The 20,498-nt window shown below is 68.0% G+C and carries 20 protein-coding genes and 1 tRNA gene; 10 read left to right on the top strand and 11 right to left on the bottom strand.

Annotated elements, in window-relative coordinates; all coding sequences use genetic code 11:
• Positions 1-56: 56 nt before the first annotated feature.
• From mgtE to ODE13_RS04540, 4 genes are all read right to left on the bottom strand, one after another.
• A complete protein-coding gene (gene mgtE / locus ODE13_RS04555; RefSeq protein WP_179540694.1) occupies positions 57-1,397 on the bottom strand; it encodes a magnesium transporter in 1,341 nt (446 codons plus the stop codon).
• Positions 1,398-1,501: 104 nt separating this feature from the next.
• The gene (gene purH, locus ODE13_RS04550) at positions 1,502-3,175 is read right to left on the bottom strand and encodes a bifunctional phosphoribosylaminoimidazolecarboxamide formyltransferase/IMP cyclohydrolase (RefSeq protein WP_416210549.1); all 1,674 of its coding nucleotides are present in this window, start codon (positions 3,173-3,175) and stop codon (positions 1,502-1,504) included.
• Between the two features lie 139 nt (positions 3,176-3,314).
• Positions 3,315-3,995, bottom strand: coding sequence for a response regulator (locus tag ODE13_RS04545; RefSeq protein WP_179540695.1), 681 nt, complete (start codon positions 3,993-3,995; stop codon positions 3,315-3,317).
• Positions 3,992-5,224, bottom strand: a complete 1,233-nt coding sequence (locus ODE13_RS04540) for a sensor histidine kinase (protein WP_322478174.1) — start codon at positions 5,222-5,224, stop codon at positions 3,992-3,994. Before ODE13_RS04540 ends, ODE13_RS04545 begins: the two co-directional genes overlap by 4 nt.
• A 208-nt stretch (positions 5,225-5,432) precedes the next feature.
• Between ODE13_RS04540 and phoU the strand changes: the two genes are divergently transcribed.
• Positions 5,433-6,092 (top strand): phosphate signaling complex protein PhoU, encoded by a 660-nt coding sequence (phoU, locus tag ODE13_RS04535; RefSeq protein WP_179540696.1) that lies wholly within the window; start codon positions 5,433-5,435, stop codon positions 6,090-6,092.
• 30 nt (positions 6,093-6,122) lie between these two features.
• Here the strand turns inward: phoU and ODE13_RS04530 are convergent, their stop codons facing one another.
• The 3 genes from ODE13_RS04530 to ODE13_RS04520 all read right to left on the bottom strand — a co-directional run bounded on the left by ODE13_RS04530 (position 6,123) and on the right by ODE13_RS04520 (position 8,526).
• Positions 6,123-6,869 (bottom strand): phosphoglyceromutase, encoded by a 747-nt coding sequence (locus ODE13_RS04530; protein ID WP_322478173.1) that lies wholly within the window; start codon positions 6,867-6,869, stop codon positions 6,123-6,125.
• A gap of 91 nt (positions 6,870-6,960) precedes the next feature.
• A complete protein-coding gene (locus ODE13_RS04525) occupies positions 6,961-7,269 on the bottom strand; it encodes a DUF2516 family protein (RefSeq protein WP_322478172.1) in 309 nt (102 codons plus the stop codon).
• A 9-nt stretch (positions 7,270-7,278) separates the two neighbouring features.
• A complete protein-coding gene (locus tag ODE13_RS04520; RefSeq protein ID WP_322478171.1) occupies positions 7,279-8,526 on the bottom strand; it encodes a trans-sulfuration enzyme family protein in 1,248 nt (415 codons plus the stop codon).
• A gap of 150 nt (positions 8,527-8,676) precedes the next feature.
• On the opposite strand from ODE13_RS04520, the gene tmk reads away from it, so the two are divergent.
• From tmk to ODE13_RS04490, 6 genes are all read left to right on the top strand, one after another.
• The gene (gene tmk, locus ODE13_RS04515) at positions 8,677-9,366 is read left to right on the top strand and encodes a dTMP kinase (protein ID WP_322478170.1); all 690 of its coding nucleotides are present in this window, start codon (positions 8,677-8,679) and stop codon (positions 9,364-9,366) included.
• Positions 9,359-10,591 (top strand): DNA polymerase III subunit delta', encoded by a 1,233-nt coding sequence (locus ODE13_RS04510; protein ID WP_322478169.1) that lies wholly within the window; start codon positions 9,359-9,361, stop codon positions 10,589-10,591. Before tmk ends, ODE13_RS04510 begins: the two co-directional genes overlap by 8 nt.
• Positions 10,592-10,606: 15 nt before the next feature.
• Positions 10,607-12,160 carry an alpha/beta hydrolase gene (locus ODE13_RS04505; RefSeq protein ID WP_322478168.1) on the top strand — a complete coding sequence of 518 codons (1,554 nt, stop codon included), beginning with the start codon at positions 10,607-10,609 and terminating at the stop codon, positions 12,158-12,160.
• Between the two features lie 132 nt (positions 12,161-12,292).
• Positions 12,293-13,303: a universal stress protein gene (locus ODE13_RS04500; RefSeq protein ID WP_322478167.1), complete on the top strand. Its 1,011-nt coding sequence runs from the start codon at positions 12,293-12,295 to the stop codon at positions 13,301-13,303.
• Positions 13,304-13,412: 109 nt separating this feature from the next.
• Positions 13,413-13,488: transfer RNA gene (locus ODE13_RS04495), tRNA-Thr, on the top strand.
• 1,355 nt (positions 13,489-14,843) lie between these two features.
• Positions 14,844-15,509, top strand: coding sequence for a hypothetical protein (locus ODE13_RS04490; protein ID WP_322478166.1), 666 nt, complete (start codon positions 14,844-14,846; stop codon positions 15,507-15,509).
• Between the two features lie 556 nt (positions 15,510-16,065).
• On the opposite strand, the gene ODE13_RS04485 is transcribed toward ODE13_RS04490, so the two are convergent.
• The 3 genes from ODE13_RS04485 to ODE13_RS04475 all read right to left on the bottom strand — a co-directional run bounded on the left by ODE13_RS04485 (position 16,066) and on the right by ODE13_RS04475 (position 17,607).
• Entirely contained in the window at positions 16,066-16,197 is a 132-nt protein-coding gene (locus ODE13_RS04485; protein WP_322478165.1) for a hypothetical protein, read from the bottom strand.
• Positions 16,198-16,444: 247 nt separating this feature from the next.
• Complete coding sequence (locus ODE13_RS04480) at positions 16,445-16,699, bottom strand: hypothetical protein (protein ID WP_322478164.1); 255 nt, start codon at positions 16,697-16,699, stop codon at positions 16,445-16,447.
• Between the two features lie 449 nt (positions 16,700-17,148).
• Positions 17,149-17,607 (bottom strand): DoxX family protein, encoded by a 459-nt coding sequence (locus ODE13_RS04475; protein WP_322478163.1) that lies wholly within the window; start codon positions 17,605-17,607, stop codon positions 17,149-17,151.
• 147 nt (positions 17,608-17,754) lie between these two features.
• Here ODE13_RS04475 and ODE13_RS04470 point away from each other — a divergent pair, with 147 nt between their 5' ends.
• Together ODE13_RS04470 and ODE13_RS04465 are read left to right on the top strand one after the other, a co-directional pair.
• Positions 17,755-18,246 (top strand): MarR family winged helix-turn-helix transcriptional regulator, encoded by a 492-nt coding sequence (locus ODE13_RS04470; protein ID WP_322478162.1) that lies wholly within the window; start codon positions 17,755-17,757, stop codon positions 18,244-18,246.
• 26 nt (positions 18,247-18,272) lie between these two features.
• Positions 18,273-19,103, top strand: coding sequence for an SDR family oxidoreductase (locus ODE13_RS04465; RefSeq protein WP_322478161.1), 831 nt, complete (start codon positions 18,273-18,275; stop codon positions 19,101-19,103).
• Positions 19,104-19,139: 36 nt separating this feature from the next.
• On the opposite strand, the gene ODE13_RS04460 is transcribed toward ODE13_RS04465, so the two are convergent.
• Complete coding sequence (locus tag ODE13_RS04460; RefSeq protein WP_322478160.1) at positions 19,140-19,838, bottom strand: pentapeptide repeat-containing protein; 699 nt, start codon at positions 19,836-19,838, stop codon at positions 19,140-19,142.
• A 139-nt stretch (positions 19,839-19,977) separates the two neighbouring features.
• Here ODE13_RS04460 and ODE13_RS04455 point away from each other — a divergent pair, with 139 nt between their 5' ends.
• Complete coding sequence (locus ODE13_RS04455; protein ID WP_322478159.1) at positions 19,978-20,415, top strand: NUDIX hydrolase; 438 nt, start codon at positions 19,978-19,980, stop codon at positions 20,413-20,415.
• Positions 20,416-20,498: the final 83 nt, after the last annotated feature.

Below are 20,498 nucleotides of genomic sequence, written 5' to 3'. Positions count from 1 at the left end.
CGGAGTGCGGGCCACGTCCCGTCCTCCATGTCACCGGAGGCTGCGACCCAGGGAGGTCATATCCCCAGCACGGCCCGGGCAATGACGAAGTAGATGATCAGTCCGGTCGCGTCCACGAAGGTGGAGATGAACGGATTCGCGAACACCGCCGGATCCGCACCGAGCTTCTTGCCCAGGATCGGCATCAGCCCGCCGGCCGAGGCCGCCAGGGTGCATATGGCCAGCAGCGTGAGGCCGATGACCGCGCCCACGTGCCACTCCCAGCGCCAGCTGACCAGCAGGAATCCAAGGACCCCGAGCACCGAGCCCAGCGTCAGCCCGACCCGGACCTCTCGCCAGAACACCTTGAACACATCTCGGGTGGTGACATCGCCCAGGGCCATGGCACGGGTGACGGTGGTGGCCGCCTGGTTGCCGGTGTTGCCTCCGGTGCCGATGAGCAGCGGCACGAACAGCGCCAGGACCACCACCGCTTCGAGGGTCTCCTCGAAGACGTCGAGGACCTGCACGGTCAGCGTCGCGCCGATGGCCAGGACCAGCAGCCAGATGATGCGGGAGCGCATGATCGTCAGCACCGGCGTGGACAGGTAGGGGCGGTGCAGCGGCTCGGCACCACCGTGACGGGCCGCATCCTCCGACTCCGCCCGCTCCAAGATGTCCAGGGCGTCGTCGACTGTGAAGATGCCGACCACCCGGTGCTCCTTGTCCGTGACCGGCATCGCCAGATGCTTCCGGTCGGCGCACAGGCGCGCCGCGTCCTCGGCGTCGTGGTCGGCGTCCACGGAGTCGACCTCGGTCAGCAGCGAGTCGATGGCGGCCTCGGCGTCCGCCGAGACCAGGTCACGCAGCGAGACCACGCCCTTGAGCAGCCGCTGCCGATCCACCACCGGCAGGGTGTAGAGGGTCTCGGCCTCGTCCCCGGCGCGGCGGATCTTCTCCATGGCCTGCCCCACCGTCCAGTGCTCCGGCAGAGCGACGAACTCGGGGCTCATCTGACGGCCGATCGTGCCGGAGGGGTACCCCAGCACGATGTTGGTCAGGCTGCGCTCGCGCGGATCCAGGTGACGCATCATCTTGCGCGCCACCGAAGCCGGCATCTCGTCCATCAGCCGGACACGGTCGTCTGGGTCCAGGGAGTCGAAGTACAGGGCGACGTCGACATCCTTCAGACCTTCGATGATCTCGTGCTGCAGGGCCTGGTCCAGCAGGTCGAAGACTTCGACCGCCTGGTCCTTGGCCAGCAGACGGAAGGCCACGGCACGGTCCTGCACCCCGAGGCGCTCCAGGAAGTCGACGATCTCGCCGACCGGAAGGTCATCCAGCGCCTCGCGCAGATCTCGCAGCCGTTCATGACGGACCATTTCTGCGAGCTCGTCCAGTTTCTCTGACACTGACATCACCCCTTCCGAGGGTGTTCGCACCGATGGGTGGTCATCGCCAGCGGGCGTGACCACCCCCGCGTGGCCATGCTCGCACGCCGACGGGCATCTTGCCCGTCAGGTCAGTGGAAGAAATGTCGCGCCCCGGTGAGGTACATCGTCAGACCGGCCTCCTGGGCCGCGTCGACGACCTCCTGGTCACGCTGGGATCCACCCGGCTGCACCACGGCGCGCACGCCGGCGGCGATGAGGGACTGCAGCCCGTCGGCGAAGGGGAAGAAGGCGTCGGAGGCGGCCACCGCGCCACGGGCCCGGTCCACGCCGTCACCCGCCAGCGTGTTGGCGCGCTGCACGGCCAGCCGGCAGGAGTCCAGGCGGTTGACCTGACCCATGCCGATGCCCACCGTCGCCCCCTGGCGGGCCAGCAGGATGGCATTGGACTTCACCGAGCGGACGGCTCGCCAGGCGAACTCCAGATCAGCCAGGGTGTCGTCATCGGCGGACTCACCGGAGGCCAGCTTCCACCGGCCGGCGGAGTCGCCCTCCGCCTGCAGGGCGTCCGAGGCCTGCAGCAGCATGCCGCCGGAGATCTGCTTGTACTCCACCCGGTCACGGCGATGCCCTGCGGGCAGCCGGAGCAGACGGATGTTCTTCTTCCGGGTGAGGATCTGCAGCGCCTCGTCCTCGAAACCTGGGGCGACGACCACTTCGGTGAAGATCTCCGAGACGGTGGCGGCCATCTCCGCGGTGACCGTGCGGTTCGCCGCGATGACACCGCCGAAGGCCGAGAGCGGATCGCAGGCGTGGGCCCGGCGGTGCGCCTCGGCCACCGACTCGCCCACGGCCATTCCGCACGGGTTGGCGTGCTTAATGATCGCCACCGCAGGGGCGTCGAAGTCATAGGCGGTGCGGACCGCCGCGTCGGCGTCGACATAGTTGTTGTAGCTCATCGCCTTGCCGTGGAGGGTCTCCGCCTGGGCGAGGCCCGGGTCGGCGTGGGTCTCCCCGTACAGCGCGGCCGGCTGGTGCGAGTTCTCCCCGTAGCGCAGCCCGGTGATCCGCTCCAGGGCCAGGCCCGCGTAGGGCGGGAACTGCAGCGCCTTGTCGTCACGGGACAGCGGCGGAGCCGGCACCGAGGCGGCGTCGAAGTCGTCGTCGAACTGCTGGGAGGTCCACCGGGCGACCGCGGTGTCGTAGGCGGCCGTGTGCGCGAAGGCCAGGGCGGCCAGGCGCTTCCGGGTGGGCAGGCTGAAACCGCCCTGATCAGCGGCGGAGACCACCTCGGAATAGCGCAGCGGATCCACCACCACCGCCACCGAGGCATGGTTCTTCGCCGCCGCGCGCACCATCGAAGGGCCGCCGATGTCGATCTGCTCGACGATCTCGTCCTCCGAGGCGCCGGAGGCGACCGTCTCGGCGAACGGGTACAGGTTGACCACCACCAGGTCGAAGGGCGCGATCTCCAGCTCCTCGAGCTGGGCGCGGTGATCCTCACGACGGCGGTCGGCCAGGATCCCGGCATGCACCCGCGGATGCAGGGTCTTGACCCGTCCATCCAGACACTCGGCGAAGCCGGTGACCTCGGAGACCTCGGTGACCGGCACGCCGGCGTCGGCGATCCGCTTCGCAGTGGAGCCGGTGGAGACCAGCTCGACACCCGCGGCATGGAGCCCCTGGGCGAGCTCGGTCAGGCCGGTCTTGTCATAGACCGAGACCAGGGCGCGCCGGATGGGCTGCCGCTCCGTGGCAGAGGGGGTCTCCTCCGGGGTGGGACTGGTGTTGTGCACGTTCGACACGTACGCTCCTTCTCTCCGACACGGCTGGAGGGCAGGACCCCTGCAGGTCCCGCCGCTGCGGGGCACGGCGGCCGGCCGCACCCCGGCTGCGGGCACAGCGGGCCTCGCTCAGTCTAGCGCCCCGCACCGGGACGCCGCCTCACTCTTCGAACTTGTAGCCCAGGCCGCGCACCGTGATCAGGTGCTGCGGCTGGGAGGGGTCCGGCTCGATCTTCGCGCGCAGGCGCTTCACGTGCACATCAAGGGTCTTGGTGTCCCCCACATAGTCGGAGCCCCACACGCGATCGATGAGCTGACCGCGGGTCAGCACCCGCCCGGAGTTGCGCAGCAGCATCTCCAGCAGCTCGAACTCCTTCAGCGGCAGGCTCACCGTCTCCCCGCCCACCTCCACATGATGCCGCTCCACGTCCATGCGCACCGGGCCGGCGGCCACCGTGGCGGTGTCGTCGATCTCGGTGTCCACATGACGGCGCAGCACCGCTCGGACCCGTGCCAGCAGCTCCCGGGAGGAATAGGGCTTGGTGACATAGTCATCGGCCCCGAGCTCCAGGCCCACGACCTTGTCGATCTCCGAGTCCTTGGCGGTGAGCATGATCACCGGCACATTGGAGCGCTGCCGGATCTGCCGGCACACCTCCGTGCCCGGCTGTCCGGGCAGCATCAGGTCCAGCAGGACCAGATCGGCCCCCTCCTTGTCGAAGAGCTCCACAGCACGGAGGCCGTCGTCGGCGACGGAGACCTCATATCCCTCCTTCTCCAGGGTGTACGACAGGGCCTCGGAGAATGAAGCCTCGTCTTCGACGATGAGAATCCTGGTCACTCTGTTCCTCCTTCACCGGCGCGAGCACGGTCGGACTGCACATGGTCTGATCGGGGGCCGACGTCGTCGGCCGGTGCGCCGTCCTCCGGCTCGCCGGGCTCCTGGCCCTCCTCGAGCTCCGGGATGCGCACGGTGAACGTGGACCCCTTGCCCTGCTGGGACCAGAGGGAGACCTCGCCCCCGTGATTGGTGATGACGTGCTTGACGATGCTCAGCCCCAGACCGGTGCCCCCGGTCTGGCGCGAGCGGGCGGCGTCCACCCGGTAGAACCGTTCGAAGATGCGCTCCTGGTCCTCCGGGGAGATACCGATGCCCTGATCGGTGATGGTCACCTGAGCGATGCCGTCGCGGGAGGAGAGCCCGACCCCGACCCGGGTTCCCTCCGGCGAGTATCGCACCGCGTTGTCGATGAGGTTGCGGAAGGCCATGGTGAGCTGGTCATGATCCCCATGCACCCCGCGCGGCAGTGAGCCGCCGACCCTGATGGTGATGTCCTTGGCCTCGGCCGGGAGCCTGGAGCGGTCCACCGCCTCGGAGATGACCTCGTCGAGGTCCACCGGCAGGCCGGCATGGACGACGTTCTTCCCCTGCACGCGGGAGAGCTCGATGATGTCCTGGACCAGCGCGGCGAGCCGGACGGACTCCAGCTGCAGCCGCTGGGCGAAGCGCCGGATCGCGACCTCGTCGTCGGCGGCGTCCTCGATGGTCTCGGTCAGCAGCGAGATCGCCCCCACCGGGGTCTTCAGCTCGTGCGAGACGTTGGCGACGAAGTCGTTGCGGACCGCCTCCGTCCGGGAGAACTCGGTGCGGTCCTCGGCGAGGACCAGGATGTACTCGTCCCCCAGCGGAGCCACCCTCAGGTGGACGACGATGCTGGACTCGCCCTGCAGTCCACGCGGCAGCTCGCGGTCCTGGTCGATGATGACCCCGTCGGCACGCACCCGTGCCGTGAGCGCCAGGAGCTCCTGATGCACCACCGTGTGGCCGCGCACCAGACCGAAGGCGTAGGCGGCCGGATTGGCGCGCACCACGCCGTCGACGGTGTCGACGACGATGTAGGCCAGTCCCAGCGAGGCCAGCACCTCGGTGGCTCCGGCGGGCATGGTCGGCTCGTCCACGTCGATCCCGGCCGCGCGCTGCAGCTCGCTCACCCGGAACGCGTGCATCCCGGCCACGCCGAGGAGCAGGCCGACCAGACCGGAGACGATGGCGATGAGCAGGGAATCCACCTGTACAGCTTAGGCATGTGTTCACGCGCTCGTCGCCGTCAGCCCCTCCACCGGGCAGGGGTTCAACAAGCGTTCACCTGATGGTTGACTGGCGCCGGGGCACCTGTTCACGTGCATCAGCGAGCCTGGGGCGTCGGAATGCTCCGGGATCCGTCGGCGCACCCGCGGCAGGCCGCGGCCTCCACCTCGACGAAAGGACCCGTCCCACGTGCGCAAGCTCTTTCAGGAAGACCTCCAGAACCTCGGTGAGCAGCTGATCGACATCTCCACCCTGGTCTCGCAGGCCATGCAGAAGGCCTACCGCGCCTTCGAGGCGGCCGATGTGCAGCTGGCCGAGGAGGTGATCGCCGCCGACCAGCGGATCGACTCACTGCAGAACGACCTCGACGAGCGCGCGATCGACCTGCTGGCGCTGCAGGGCCCGGTCGCCTCCGATCTGCGCACCATCGTGGGTGCCCTGCGGATGAGCACCTCGCTGGAACGTATGGGAGATCTCGCCCGACACATCGGTCAGCTGGTGCGGCTGCGCTACCCGGACCATGTCTCTCCCGACCATCTGAAGCCGGTCTACGCGAAGATGGCCCGGCACGCGCAGAACGTGGGTGAGAAGGTGGTCGTGCTGCTGCAGACCCGTGACCTCGCCCTGGTGGAGGAGATCGCCGCGGAGAACGCAGAGATCGACGCGCTGCACGCTTCGGTGTTCCGGCTGATCGCCGAGGAGGACTGGGACGCCTCGGCCGCGACCACCGCTGACTGCACTCTGGCCAGCCGGTACTTCGAGCGCTTCGGCGACCACGGGGTCTCCGTGGCCAAGAAGGTCGCCTACCTGGTCACCGGGGAGTGGGACGTCAGGACGCCCGCCGAGTGAACCGGGCCTGCGGGGCTCAGCCCCGCAGGCTCACTTCTTGCCCTGGTTCGCGACCGCCTGGATGGCGTCCTTCGCGGCCTCCGGGTCCAGGTAGGTGCCACCGGCCGTGACAGGCATGAAGTCCTCGTCCAGCTGGTAGTGCAGCGGGATGCCGGTGGGGATGTTCAGCCCTGCGATGTCCTCGTCGCTGATGCCGTCCAGGTACTTCACCAGGGCGCGCAGCGAGTTGCCGTGCGCGGCCAGCAGCACCGTCTTCCCCGCCTTCAGGTCCGGGATCACCTCCGCCTCCCAGTAGGGCAGGAAACGCTCGACGACGTCGGCCAGGCACTCGGTGCGCGGGGCGGCGCCCCCGAGGTCCGCGTAGCGGGGGTCCCCGACCTGTGAGAACTCGTCGTCGGCGTCGAGCTCGGGCGGCGGAGTGTCGTAGGAGCGGCGCCAGGTCATGAACTGCTCGTCGCCGTACTCCTCACGGACCTGGGACTTGTCCTTGCCCTGCAGCGCGCCGTAGTGGCGCTCGTTGAGACGCCAGTCGCGCCTGACCGGGATCCACAGGCGGTCGGCGGCCTCCAGCGAGAGGTGAGCGGTGGTGATGGCGCGCTGCAGCAGCGAGGTGTGGACCACGTCGGGCAGCAGGTCGTTCTCGGCGAGCAGCTCACCGCCCCGGGCGGCCTCGGCACGGCCCTGCTCGGTCAGCGGCACGTCCACCCAGCCGGTGAAGAGGTTCTTCTGGTTCCAGTCGCTCTGTCCGTGGCGGAGCAGAATGAGGTCATAGCTCATCTGGCGGTGATCCCTTCCGATGCGTGATGTGTTGGATGACGTCGGTACTGAGGGCGCACGTCAGCGGGCGCGGAACGAGGGTCGGAGCCGCTCACTCGGAGACTGCGGGGTCCACGTCGGCCAGATAGACGGCGGCCATGGTCGCCCCGATCACCGGGAACAGGAAACCGAACGGGCCGCCGAAGAGCTGGGAGTAGACGCCGAACAGGCAGAGCAGCGCCGCACCGCCGGTCATACCCAGCCAGAAGCCCTTGGTGCGCTTGAACGCGATGTCGAAGCGCTGGGCGTTCTTCGGCAGACATTTCACCAACGCCAGGCCAGCCACGATGAGGCAGACGACGGCGAAGGCGAGGAACAGATAGACCTCGGAGATGAGGACGGCGTACCAGATTCCGGACATGACTCGATGTTATCCGTTCTCGTCGCGGTTTTCCGAGGCGACCAGCCGCAGGGCGTGCAGCAGGTCCGCATAGAGGTCGTCCACATGCTCGATGCCCACCGAGAGACGGATGAGCCCGTCGGGCACCGTCTCAGGCTCGGTGGCGTGGCGACGTCGCCGCTCCGCCAGCGACTCCACTCCCCCGAGGCTGGTGGCCGGGGTCCACAGGCTCAGGTTCTCCAGCACCGCGTCGGCGGTGTCGCCGTCGGGAAGCTCGATGGTCAGGATGGCGCCGAACCCGCCCAGCTGGGCGGCGGCGCGCGAATGCTGCGGGTGGGTGTCCAGACCTGGGTAGCGCACTCCGCGCAGCGGGGTCTCCCCCGTGCCCAGCAGCGCGGCGAAGCGGCGGGCCAGCTCCCCGGCGTTGGACTCTGCGGCGTCGAGCCGGACCGCCAGGGTGCGGACCCCGCGCAGCGCGAGGAAGACCTCCATGGGCCCGGGGATCGCGCCGTGCAGCGTGCGGTGCTCATGCAGCCGTCGGTGCAGCTCCTCATCGGCGGTGATCGCTGCGCCCATGATGAGGTCCGAATGACCCGCGAGGAACTTCGTCACCGAGTGGACGACGACGTCGGCCCCGTGCTTCAGCGGCTGCTGACGCAGCGGCGTGGCGAAGGTGTTGTCCACCACCGTGATCAGCCCACGCCGCTTGGCCTCGGCCAGCAGCGCCGGCAGATCCGCGACCTCCAGCATCGGGTTCGTCGGGGACTCGACCCAGAGCATCACCGGGGAGTCCTGCGCCTGGGCGAGGGTGGCGACGTCGGCGATGGTGGTCTTCACCGCCTCGGTCTCGGCAATGTCCACCCGGTGCAGGGTGAGCAGCCCGCGATCGGCCATCTGCTGGGCCAGGGAGGAGAATCCCATGTAGCTGTGCCGGGGCAGGATCAGGTGACCTCCCGGGGGGAGCAGGTGGGTGACGGCGGAGATCGCCGCCATGCCGGAGGAGAACAGCAGCCCCGGCAGCACCGCGACCGGGTGCTCCTCCGCGGTGGTGACGAATCCGTGCCCGCGGTGCCCCTGCCGAGTGCCGGCCTCCAGGTGAGCCAGCAGCTCCTCCAGGGGCGCCCAGGACGGCACCCCTTCGCGGGCATAGTCCCAGCGGCTCTCCGCACCGGGTCGATAACGGTAGGTGGAGGTGAAGTCCACCGGCGGGTTCACCGGGGCACCCTCCTGGTGGGCTCCGCGGCCCCCGGACACGAGATAGGTACGTTCGTCAGTCACATCAGCCACGGTAGCCGAACCCCCGGGTCCCCGGACCGCCCCTGCAGCCGGGGTCCATGCTCTGAGACGGCGCCGGGCGCCCGCCCTGGTCATCTGCCGGGCCGCCGCGGCGTCGTGAACGCGTCAGGTGGAGCCGCTAGGCTGGTCCGCGTGACAGAGACCAAGCCCAGCAGCACCCGCGGCGCCTTCATCGTCGTCGAGGGCGGCGACGGCGCCGGCAAGACCACGCAGCTGGATCTGCTCGAGTCCTGGCTGCGATCCCGCGACGTCGCCTGCGAGCGCACCCGCGAGCCCGGAGGCACCCCTGTCGGCGAGCGTATCCGCTCTCTGGTGCTGGAGCACGGGCAGGGCGAGGTGGACCCGCGCACCGAGGCGCTGCTCTTCGCCGCCTCCCGCGCCGCGCACGTGGTCCAGCGGATCGACCCCGCGCTGGAGGCCGGCTCCGCGGTGCTCTGTGACCGCTACGTGGACTCCTCCGTCGCCTATCAGGGCGTGGGCCGCGGGCTGGGTGCCGAGAAGATCGCCGAGCTCAACGGCTGGGCGACCACCGGGCTGCAGGCCGATCTGACGATCCTCCTGGACGTGGACCCGACGGTGTCCCATCAGCGCCGCGCCGGCCGCGACGGTGGGCCTGGTGATCGCATGGAGTCCGCCGACGACGCCTTCCGCACCCGCATCCGTGAGGCCTTCCTCTCCCGGGCGGCCGGTGAGCCGGAACGCTATCTGGTGATCGACGCCGCCCAGGACCCCGACGCTGTGCACCGGCAGATCCGCGCCCGTGTGGCCGCGCTGCTGCCCGCCGGCACGGGGCTGGCCACCCAGGAGGCGCCCGATGACTGAGAGCCCTGCGGTCAGCACGGAGACCGGGCACGCCGAGAACGGCAGCTCTGCCTCGACGGATCCCACCGGCGTCTTCGGCGAGCTCGTCGGCCAGGAGCCCGTGGTGGACCAGCTGCGCCGCGCAGTGACCTCCAGCGCCCCGGCCCATGCCTGGCTGTTCACCGGCCCGCCGGGTTCGGGCCGCTCCAATGCCGCCCGGGCCTTCGCGGCCGCGCTGAACTGCGAGGTCGAATCCCCCGCGGGGCGGGGCTGCGGGAGCTGCCGCACGTGTCGGCTCATCATCACCGGGGCCCACCCCTCGGTGAAGCTGGTCTCCACGGAGAACGTCACCTACCGCATCGAGGACATCCGCGAGCTGGTGACCACCGCCCAGGATCGGCCGCAGGGAACCCGTTGGCGGGTGATCGTCGTCGAGGACGCCGATCGGATGACCGAGCGCGCCACCAATGTGCTGCTGAAGGCCATCGAGGAGCCGCCTCCGCACACCATCTGGGTGCTCTGCGCCCCCAGCCCTGCCGATGTGCTGGTCACGATCCGCTCCCGGTGCCGGATGGTCAGCCTGCGCATCCCCCCGGCCGAGGCGGTCGCCCGGCTGCTGGTGGCGCGGGACGGGCTCAACGCCCAGCAGGCCCACTTCGCCGCCCGGGTCTCGCAGAACCATGTCGGCGTCGCCCGCCGGCTCGCCCGCGATCCGGAGGTGCGCAGCCGGCGGGAGAACGTGGTGACCCTGCCGCTGCGGGTGCGCACCTCCACCGACGCCGTCCAGGCCGCAGGGAAGCTCGTGGAGATGACACAGGCCGATGCCGAGTCCGCGGCCGAGGCGCGGCTCGCCCAGGAGCAGGCCGCACTGCGCAGGTCCCTCGGGCTCGACGTGGAGGAGAAGATCCCGCCGAAGCTGCGCAGCCAGTTCAAGCGCCTCGAAGAGGAGAACACGCGTCGGGCCAAGCGCGCCGTGGCCGACTCCCTGGACCGGGCGCTGATCGACCTGACCGCTGTCTACCGAGACGTGCTGAGCCTCAAGCTCTCCGCCGGCGTCGAACTCATCAACGACCACCTGCGCGCCGAGCTGACCGACTACGCCGAGAACCTGAGCCCCGAGCACGCGCTGGGGTGCCTGGACGCGATCAGCGCCGCCCGCATGCGGATCGGGCAGAACGTACCACCGCTGCTGGCCATGGAGGCGCTGATGATGTCCTTCCTGTCCGTCGAGGACCACCGACGCTGAGGGGAGCCCCACATCATGACGATCACTGCGACACGGAGCCGACGGTTGTTGGCCGGAGCGGGCGCCTTCGCGCTGCTGCTGACCGGCTGCGTGCCGCTGGACTCCCCCGCTGAACCGGAGCAGACCGCGACCGCTCAGGAGGGCCGCGGCTTCGCCGGGGACCCCGCCTACTCACGCTTCTATGAGCAGGAGCTGCAGTGGGAGGAGTGCGAGCGTTCTGCCTTGTGCGCCGCCGTCGAGGTGCCTCTGGACTATGCGGACCCGGAGGGTGAGACCCTCGAGATCCAGATCATCAGCTCCGACACGGGCGGCCCGGACGCCCCGCATCTGCTCATCAACCCGGGCGGGCCCGGGGTCTCGGGCTATGACTCCGTAGCCGAAGACCTGCGCTACTTCTTCACCCCCGAGCTGCTGGAGAACCACGACGTCGTCGGCTTCGATCCCCGCGGGGTGCACCGCTCCGCGCCGGTGGAATGCCTGACCGACGAGGAGATGGACGAAAACCGGGAGCGCGTGGCGGAGGCCGACGACGAGTTCGACGACGAGGCCGCCGTCGAAGAGGCCCGCGAAGACGCCCAGTGGCTGGGCGAGCAGTGCCTGGAGAACACCGGAGACGTGCTGGAGCATGTGGACACCGTCTCCGCGGCCCGTGACATGGACGTCATCCGAGCCGCACTGGGCGAGGAGCAGCTGCACTACCTGGGGTTCTCCTACGGCACGCACCTGGGGATCGCTTACGCCGAGGAGCACCCGGCCTCTGTGGGCCGATTCGTGCTCGACGGGATGATGGACACCTCGCTGAGCGACCACGAGCTCTCCATGGATCAGGCTGTGGGCTTCGAGGCGGCGCTGCAGGGCTATGCCGAATGGTGCGCCGCCCAGGACAGCTGCCCCGTGGACGGCGAGCCCGAGGACGTCGTCGACGCCGTCGCCGGACTCTTCGAAGAGGTCTCCGAGGAGCCCCGGGAGGGGCCTGACGGCCGGACCATCTCGGTCAGCGTCCTGGTCAGCGGCTTCATCCAGCCCCTGTACTTCTCCGGCGGCTGGCCGATGCTCAACGAGGCGCTGGGTGCCGCGATCCTGGAGGACGACCTCTCCTCCTTCCAGGACTGGGCCGACCTCGCCGCCGGGCGGGAGCCCGACGGCAGCTACGGGTGGAAGAGCCAGCTCGCCTTCCGGGCGATCATGTGCCTGGACCATCCGGTCTCCGAGGACCTCGAGAGCATCGAGGCCGAGTACGACGAGACGGTGGAGGCGGCCCCGACCTTCGGCCCCTACCTGGGACACTCAGGCATCGCCTGCTCCGAATGGCCCTTCGAGGCGGTCGGAGAACCCGGCGAACCTCAGCTCGACGATGTCGAGGAGATCCTGTTCATCGGCACCACCGGAGACCCGGCGACCCCGGTCCATTGGGCCGAGGATATGCATCAGATGGTGGAGAGCTCTTCGCTGCTGGTCTACGACGGCGAAGGACATCTCGCCTACCGTCCGGGCAACACCTGCGTCACCGACATCGTGGACTCCTACCTGCTCACCGGAGAGCTGTTCGAGGGACGCCAGGAATGTTGAGACCGGCCCGCATCCCTGCTGGTGAGAGGCGCCCTTCGTTAGAATGGCGGTAGCTGGAGGACGGTGACGTCGCCAGCGGTGGTGAGCACCGTCGTCGGCAGCTCCGCCCACCGCTGTGCCCAGGAGGTCGCCATGAACGAAGATGCTCGGCACCGAAGAGCCATCCCCTACACGCGCGAGTCCCGGGGTCTGGGAGTCATCGTCGGCTTCGACGCCTCGGACCAGGGAACTCGAGCCCTGCACTATGCCGCGGTCGAGGCCCACCGTCGCTCACTGCCCCTGACCGTGATCAGCGCCTTCACCGTGCCGCGCGCCGTCGCCGGCTATGTGGACTCGGCGGCGGAGATCACCGGCGATTCGCTGGCCCGCCGCGGCGCCGAAGACATGCTGGACGAGGCCCGCGAACACCTGCGGAACTACCCGGGAAAGGTCGCGTACCGGGTGGAGCACGGAGATGCCGCAGGGGTGATGATCGCCCGATCGGAGAACGCGGCCTTCGCGGTCGTCGGCGGTCGCGGCCGCGGTGGATTCGTCGGCCGGCTGCTCGGATCCGTCTCCTCCGCGCTTCCCGTCCACGCACACTGCCCCACCACGGTGGTCAATCGCAGATACGACCCAGGGATGATCGGCGGCGCCACCCGGTTCACGCCTCGTCCTGACGACCGGCCCGTGATCGTCGGCGTCGACGGGTCCCGCCATGGGCGGGTGGCGGCCTTGCATGCCGCAGAGGCGGCCATGGCCCGCGGGACGAACCTGGAGGTGCTCCTGGCGCTGCCGCCCATCGACTCATCGGTGCTCTGGTACTCCTCGCGCTCCGCGAAGGACGCCGGCATCACGGACAAGGAGCTGCAGGGGCTGCAGGAACGTCTCGACGGGGAAGCACGCTGGCTGGGCTCCCACTTCCCGGGGCTGAGCATCGAGGGAGTGCTCGAAGAAGGTTCGGCCGCACATGTGATGGCGTCGGCCACCGCACGCGCCCAGCTGACCGTGATGGGCACCCGAGGACGCGGAGGCATCACCAGCGCGCTGCTCGGATCGGTGTCCCGCAGCGTGCTCATTGAGGCCCGCGGGCCGGTGCAGGTGGTGCCGCTGCTCGCCGACGCACGACTGGAGAACCATGAGGAGTTCTCACCGGTGCTGTAGCCCCGGATCAGTGACCTGCCGACCTGTCCCTGGCCGGTTTTGACCGGTGTGCCGAGAGCCGAGTAATGTGGTGCATCGCGCGCGTGGGCCTCAGGCCCCAGGCGGGCAGGCCACCTTAGCTCAGTCGGTAGAGCGATTCACTCGTAATGAATAGGTCGCCGGTTCGATTCCGGCAGGTGGCTCCATCGAGACGACAAAGGCTCTGGTCAGAAGCTTCTGACCAGAGCCTTTGTCGTGTCCGGGGCGAACCCACCGGCCTAAGTGGGGGGTCACTTGGGGGGGGTATGCTGAGGCACCTCAGCAGGGTTCCGTGTGCGTACTATTGTCAGTACCTCTTACTGGCCCCGCAGCTGACCCTTCGCCGACCTCTGCCAGTGGTGGCGTGACCCCAAGCCCCCAGCGATGACGTCTGGGGCTCCCGCTGGCGATTCTCACCGGGCCGGCATCTGAGCCAGGCAGTCGTGGATCACTGGATGATCTGGCTGGGCTGCATGACCGGCTGCCGTTGCCGGTGAGCGCCTCAGAGATCCAAGACTGGCTCCACCCTGAGAAGCCGGAGAAGGCTGGTGCTGCCTGGCTCGTGGAGACCGTGCGGGATGGATGGGGCCTTCGCGGTGGCAGCCACCTGGGAGGTCCACGAGGTCGGGCCTGAAGCGAGAGATGTGCGCAACAACAGCCCTGAGTTGCTGGAGCCTATCAGCTCCTCATCAGCCGGCTGAACACGCAGAGAACCTTCCCGATAGAACATCTCACCACCCCGGGTCAGGTTGCCCCACGGGCTCTCCTCGGAGCTCTCGACAGTGCCGAGAGGCCCAGTACGCCGCGCTCGAAGGACTGTCTGTCGATGTCGATGACACCGCAGACGTGGATGAAGTTCTCCGCCGTCTTGGACCCCTGCGTCCTCTGGCCCAGCCTGCAGCGAGACTTTCTGCTGTCCCTGGCGGCTGAAGGCAGCTATCGCCCGCTGTAGAGTCCGGTGATCCTGGAAGTCCTGCATGCAGGTAAATACCTTCGGCGTGCTGATCATGCCTGACACACGCAGCTCCCGTGAAGCCGACCAGAACGGAGGCACTGCCACACGTCGAGCAGCACGGAAACCTGTGGTCTAGCGCCTGAGCATGGACGAGGAGCTGGACATCGAGCGCAAACCGAGCCCTTCACGCTCGAGGACGCAGAAACGATCAGCACGACTTGATCCACTTCTGCCCAGCGGAGGCTCCCCCAGCATCAACGTCATGTTCAGCCTGGGAGGATTTTCTGGACGATCGTTAGACACGAACGGCTCGATTCTCCGCACTGTCGGGCCTGCGAATCCGTGACCCGCCGATATTGAGGCGCGTCCTTGACGGGGAACGAGGTCTGCTGAGAGCGTGGGATTGTTGGCCGATCGAACTAGCGAGGGATCGAATTGGAGAATCCAGCAACGACTCGATCGACGACAGCTTTCTAAGCAACGGCCAGACCGACGCTCAATCGCTGCCGCGCAGGTTATGTGAGGGCGCCCCTTCGACGAGTCTCAACTATTCATCGGAGGATTCCAGTGAAATATGCGTCAGCTATATGCGTCGTTCTATGTCTGGGCGCAACGCTTATTGCGCCCCCAGCGCACGCATCCTCTTCAGACGGTGCAGCTCTCGATGAAGCAGGAGAGCAGGAGCTGACTCAGTTCCTCAATGAGCACGACGTTCCCCAAGGGGATCAGGAGCACCTGCTCCAGAAGCTTGAAGAGGGGGAGCCGTGGGATTCACTCTCCGAGGGATCTGATCCTGTAGACGTCGACACGGTCACTATAGGCGAAGTTGAGCAAACGGTAGCGTACTACGAGGACGGATCAGTCTCCCCTACTACGGTCGACCAGCCTGAAGAGGACGCCGGAGAGACAGCGAACCCTCTCCTGGGCGGCTCCGTGAGCAACTGCAGCATCTCTGGAAAAACCGCGACTGGATACCATGCGAGCCAAGACCACGGAGTCATCCAAAAAGGATTCCACTTCGACTCACATGACGGCAGGACTACTAGAGCTTATGGCACCCAGCACAGATTCATCGGGGGTGCGCTAAGCAACCACCGTCTCGACTACATGGCCAGTAACCGGGTTCGCTACTCATCGGATGTCTCTGTCGCCTTCCAGGGATTCCCTCTCGGCTGGACAGCATGGATGGAAGTCTCCATCATCAATGGTCGGGCAGTCATAAACCACAACTAGTAAGGATTCGACAAAATGCAAGCAGCAGCAGTAGCAAACACTGTAGTGATCATCCTTGTCATTGCACTCCTGTCGTACCTTGTCTATTGGCTATCCAAGCGAAAGCGTCGCGACTGAGGGGGCGTGCAAGGGCCCTTGCTCGATGCGTCGGCGAGCCATGGGCACAAGTCCCGGAGTCGGCTCGAGGCACTCGTCATCACGACAACCCTGACGCTCAAGTCGGCGCATCCCGGGAACCGGCTGACGTCGCGACGAATCCTACAGAACGAAGAACCCCGTGAGCATCACGCGCACGGGGTTCTTCTATGTCTGAGGGCACTGTGTCGACGCGTCTCTGTAGCCTCGACGAACGGGCCTGATCAAGGTGACTGCAGCTCGAGGAGGACCGTTCGGCACGGCCTCGTGAGGCCTCTCCCGAGAATCCCGGTCCATCAAATCCCCTTCGTCGACGATATCTGCCTCAACCTCCACCGTACCGGCAGACGTTTATCGACGCTCTGTCACAGAAGCCTCAACGAAGCCTCCCACTCCTGGGAGTCAGCCGCCAGAAGGTAATTCAGATGGACCACCCGGGCTTCTCCTTCAAGCTGTCGAGACGCTGTTCGGCCAGCGCCAGAGCGACGTCGACTTCTGCGAGCTTGTGCTCATCATCGCGGACGCGGGCGAACAGACGCTGCATCACAGGCATCTCAGCCTCCTGCTTGCCCAACTCACCGAGCTCCTAGATCTCCAGCTGCGCACCGTGCAGCTGATTCTCGATGTGCGTGGAGCGGAGGCGCAGGTCACGCACCAGTTGTTCTTTCCATGCCTAGCGGCTTGCCGATCGAGCGTAGTCTTCCCGGAGGTCGAGTCGTGCAGTTCACAGGTCTCCACATCGCAGGGAAGGCCTGTAGCCCTGGGCCCTTCGGAGACCAGCTGGTCGACGGGGATGTGGGTCAGCAGGTCTGCGGGCTGATCTCGAGTGCATAGGCGATGGCGGTGGGGTCATCGACAGTGGCGACCGTCAGCCGGTCCTCGATGCCGCGCAGATCATCGACGTCGAGATCGTAGCCGCTGTGGTGCAGGACGTAGGTGAGCTCGTCACGGGTGAGCCCACGCGGTTCGCGGTAGTGGCGCACCGCGTCGGAGACAGCGTGCGACGTGGGCGGGACATTGGCCTCGGTGTGGTCGAGAGGCAGCAGCTTACCCACGATGGTAGGACATCATGAGCTCTGTGAGACCCCCTGGAGACATGGGGTAAGAAGCCGAGGCACTCGGGGGCGGGAGGGAAGCATCGACATCGACTCAGAGGTGAGCAGACCGGGGTTCGGACGTTGTTGGAGAATTCTTATGGACGAGAAGGAGTGTGTCCGCCCGGCGCGACGGACGACGAGTGGTGACAGTCATCGACTGAGGATGTGAGGATGCCTCGAGCGTGGGGCGAGGCGAGCTAGACAGCCTCGCTCGACAGGAGGGCAGGACCACATTCTCCCCACCCTCACGGACGAGGGTTGCGGAGCATGCCTCTGGACAGACCTCTGAGATGACTCCGCAGAACAGACGAAACCCCCGGTCAGAGCGATTTTGACCGAGGGCTTCGTCGCATGAGGGGACTACCGCAGTGAACTGGCGCCGCGCGAGTCACCCGACACTCAGCGCCTCAAGCGCGCACCTTCGCCCGGCGCCTCCGCGCCGGGGCGATCAGTCGGTCCAGACTGAAGCGGCCCGCCCCGGTGGCCGCCAGGATGATCAGCCCGGCGAAGAGCGCCAGGACGAGCTCATAGCCGCCCTCACTGACAAAGAGCCCCGCCGGCGCGTGCACCAGGAACAGGGCCACGAGCATGGACACGGCGTTGATGAGGGCCACGATCGGAGTGAGCAGCCCGAGGATCAGGAGCACCCCGCCGACCAGCTCGGCACCGGTGACGATCGCGGCGCTCGCCGAGGGCACCGGAACGCCCATGCCTTCGAAGGAGGCCGCCGTCCCGGCGACGGTCCATTCGTCGAACTTCTGCCAGCCGTGAGCGACGAGGATGACTCCCAGCGCCACCCGGGCGATCAGCAGTGCCAGGTCGGTCAGCGCCGGAGCAGCGGCGGCAGGGTTGAGCAGAGTACGCATGGAGAGGGAGACCTTTCGACGAGAGGGGCGGCCTCTGTGAGGCTCAGGGCTGCGTCCCGGGGTTCGAGCGCAGCATTTTTATTGTCGCTACAACCACGATAATGCAGGACAGTTGTCCCTTCAACTCTTCCGGGAGAGAATCAACCTGTGGACGCACAGTGGTTGGACAAGAGACAGCTGGCCGCTTGGGTGCGGCTGACCGCCGTGCTTGAGCTGCTCCCCGGCGTGCTGGACTCCCAGCTGCGCCGCGAGGCTGGCCTGACCCATTTCGAGTACTACGTGCTGGCCGTGCTCTCCGAGACGGAGGAGCAGTCCCTGCAGATGACCACCCTGGCGGCACGGACCAATGCCACCCTCCCCCGACTCTCCCATGTGATCCGCCGGCTCGAGGACCGCGGCCTGGTGGAACGCCGACGGAGTCCAGACGACGCACGCGCCACCTGCGCCCGGCTCACCGAGGTCGGCTGGGCGAAGGTCCAGGACTCCGCGCCCGGACACGTCGCCACCGTGCGGCACCATGTGATCGACGCACTGACCGACGAGCAGATCGACCAGCTGGGCGAGATCACCGAGGCCATGCTCGAGCGCCTCGACCCGGAAGGCCGGCTCATCCCGGTCTACCGCCGTCACGACTCCTGAATCGACTCCAGACCTACTATGGGCTCATGACCCACAGCCCCACCTCCCTGTCCCGTGATCCGATGCCGCTGCGCGGACGAAAGATGCTGGTCACCGGGGTGAGCCGCCGTGACGGCATCGGGCACGCGATCGCCTGCCGGCTGGCCGCCTATGGCGCTGATGTCTTCTGCCACCACCACCGCGCCCATGACGCGGCACAGCCCTATGGCGCCGACGACCTCGACGCCGTCATGGCCAGCATTGGCACACACCTGACACCCGGTGCACGACTCGAGGAGCTGGGTGCCGATCTCACCGAGACCGGCGCGCCGGAGCGGGTGATCGACGCCGCCGTCGAGACCTTCGGTGGTCTGGACGGACTGGTGTGCAACCAGGCGCTCAGCGGCGGCGACGGCGCACTCGGCGAGCTGACGGAACAGATGCTGGACCGGCATTGGGCCGTGGACGCGCGTGCCTCGATCCTGCTGGCGCAGCGATTCCTGCACCATCACACACCGAGCGACGACGCCTCGATCGTCTTCATGACCTCCGGCCAGGGTGAAGGGCCCATGCCCGGCGAGATCGCCTATGCGGCCGCGAAGGCCGCCCTGGCGGGGATCACCGCCACGATCGCGGATGAGGTCGCCGAGACCGGAATCCGGGTGAACACGGTGAACCCCGGCCCGGTGGACACCGGCTACATGACCCCGGAGACGTGGGAGCGGGTGGCCTCGATGTTCCCCCGTGGGCGGTTCGGGCGTCCGGATGACCCGGCGCGGCTCATCGGCTGGCTGATGACCCCGGAGGCGGAATGGATCACCGGCCAGATCCTCAGCACCGAGGGCGGGTTCGCCCGTGGGAGGCCACGCGAGGGCTGAGCCCCGGCGCCCCTGCCTGTCCGTCGGTCCTGCACATCAGTCCTGCACGTCCAGACCCAGGTGCTCCGCGAACGCGGGGGCAAGGTCCATGAGCTGCTCGGGGCTGATCGTGGTCCCGCGAAGTCCGGCCAGACCGACGATTCGGGACACCCTTGCTCCGCGCAGATCCACGTGCTGCAGATCCGCACCGGTGAGGTCCAGGGTGCCGATGCCACAGTCCCGCACCTGCATCCGGCGCACCTTCGCCGCGCCGAGATCCAGCTCGGTGAGCGTGCAGCCATCCAAGACGACGTCGGTCAGCAAGGCGCCGCGCAGGTTCACCAGGTCCAGCTTGGAGTCAGCGATCCGCAGCTCAGAGAGCCCGGCGTCGTGGAGCTCGGCCACCCCGACCCGGCTGCCGAGGATCTCCACCGCACGCCAGGTGGACCGGGCCGCCGCCAGGTGCGGGCTGGTGAGCCGGACCAGCCGCGACTCCGCCACGGTGGCGCCGGTCAGCGCCACGTCCTGCAGCTCGACGTCCAGGAGCTCGCACTCCACGAGGCGTGCCCCGGTGAGGTCCTCCCCGGTGAGCGTCTGCTCTGTGAACCGCAGCCCTTCGGCATGCTGGCTGACCACCAGCTCGCGAAGCTCGCCGGGGAGCAGATCCGCCGGGGCACGGAGATCGAGCCGGGGCGGGTGCGGCACCGGGACTGTTCTAGGCGAGGCGCGTCGAGGAGCGCGGCGGGAGGTCGGCATGAGCCGAGGCTATCGGTCTGCCCTGACAGGGCCAGGAAGACCAGCCCAGAAGCACCGGGCCGGGAGCACCCGGCTCGCCGTCCGCGCATATCCCCCGCCCCTGACCACCTGTGCCGCCCCGGTGGTAGAGTCCGGGACCGTGGACCTGAGAGTGGGCGTGTACGCCGTGATCACCGACGACGAGGGCCGCATGCTGCTGCCGCACTGGCGCGACGAGGGCATCGGCACCGGCTGGACGCTGCCCGGCGGCGGCATGGAGCCCGGAGAGCATCCGGCCGACACTGCGGTGCGCGAGGTGCTCGAGGAGACCGGATACGACGTCGAGCTGGACGATCTGCTCGGCGTGGACAGCGTCGTCATCCCCGGGAACAGGCGGAAGGCCGAGCATCACGGCACGCCCCTGCAGGCGCTGCGGATCATCTACCGGGCGCGCATCACCGGAGGCTCCCTGCGGGTGGAGCAGGGCGGCTCCACCGACGACGTCGCGTGGTTCCGCCCCGAGGAGATCGACCGGCTCGACCGCGTCACCCTGGTCGACGTCGCCCGCCGCCAGGCCGGGCTGCTCGCCTCCGTCTGAGCGGCGACGCCCAGCTCGCCCACGGCCGCACGGCCGCACTGCCGCACTGCCGCACTGCCGCAGCGGAGCTGCCACCACCGGGT

It is taken from the genome of Nesterenkonia sp. HG001, assembly GCF_034438835.1.
Classification (GTDB): domain Bacteria; phylum Actinomycetota; class Actinomycetes; order Actinomycetales; family Micrococcaceae; genus Nesterenkonia; species Nesterenkonia xinjiangensis.
The sequence above is the reverse complement of the archived record's forward strand: the minus strand, read 5'-3'. Positions and strand labels throughout refer to the sequence as shown.

Excerpts from the sequence above, each read along its gene's own strand:
- ODE13_RS04510 (WP_322478169.1), top strand. The coding sequence starts at position 9,359 with ATGACTGAGAGCCCTGCGGTCAGCACGGAGACCGGGCACGCCGAGAAC.
- ODE13_RS04505 (WP_322478168.1), top strand. The coding sequence starts at position 10,607 with ATGACGATCACTGCGACACGGAGCCGACGGTTGTTGGCCGGAGCGGGC.
- ODE13_RS04475 (WP_322478163.1), bottom strand. The coding sequence starts at position 17,607 with ATGCGTACTCTGCTCAACCCTGCCGCCGCTGCTCCGGCGCTGACCGAC.
- ODE13_RS04525 (WP_322478172.1), bottom strand. The coding sequence starts at position 7,269 with ATGTCCGGAATCTGGTACGCCGTCCTCATCTCCGAGGTCTATCTGTTC.
- ODE13_RS04465 (WP_322478161.1), top strand. The coding sequence starts at position 18,273 with ATGACCCACAGCCCCACCTCCCTGTCCCGTGATCCGATGCCGCTGCGC.
- ODE13_RS04485 (WP_322478165.1), bottom strand. The coding sequence starts at position 16,197 with ATGCCTGTGATGCAGCGTCTGTTCGCCCGCGTCCGCGATGATGAGCAC.
- ODE13_RS04530 (WP_322478173.1), bottom strand. The coding sequence starts at position 6,869 with ATGAGCTATGACCTCATTCTGCTCCGCCACGGACAGAGCGACTGGAAC.
- ODE13_RS04500 (WP_322478167.1), top strand. The coding sequence starts at position 12,293 with ATGAACGAAGATGCTCGGCACCGAAGAGCCATCCCCTACACGCGCGAG.
- ODE13_RS04460 (WP_322478160.1), bottom strand. The coding sequence starts at position 19,838 with ATGCCGACCTCCCGCCGCGCTCCTCGACGCGCCTCGCCTAGAACAGTC.
- mgtE (WP_179540694.1), bottom strand. The coding sequence starts at position 1,397 with ATGTCAGTGTCAGAGAAACTGGACGAGCTCGCAGAAATGGTCCGTCAT.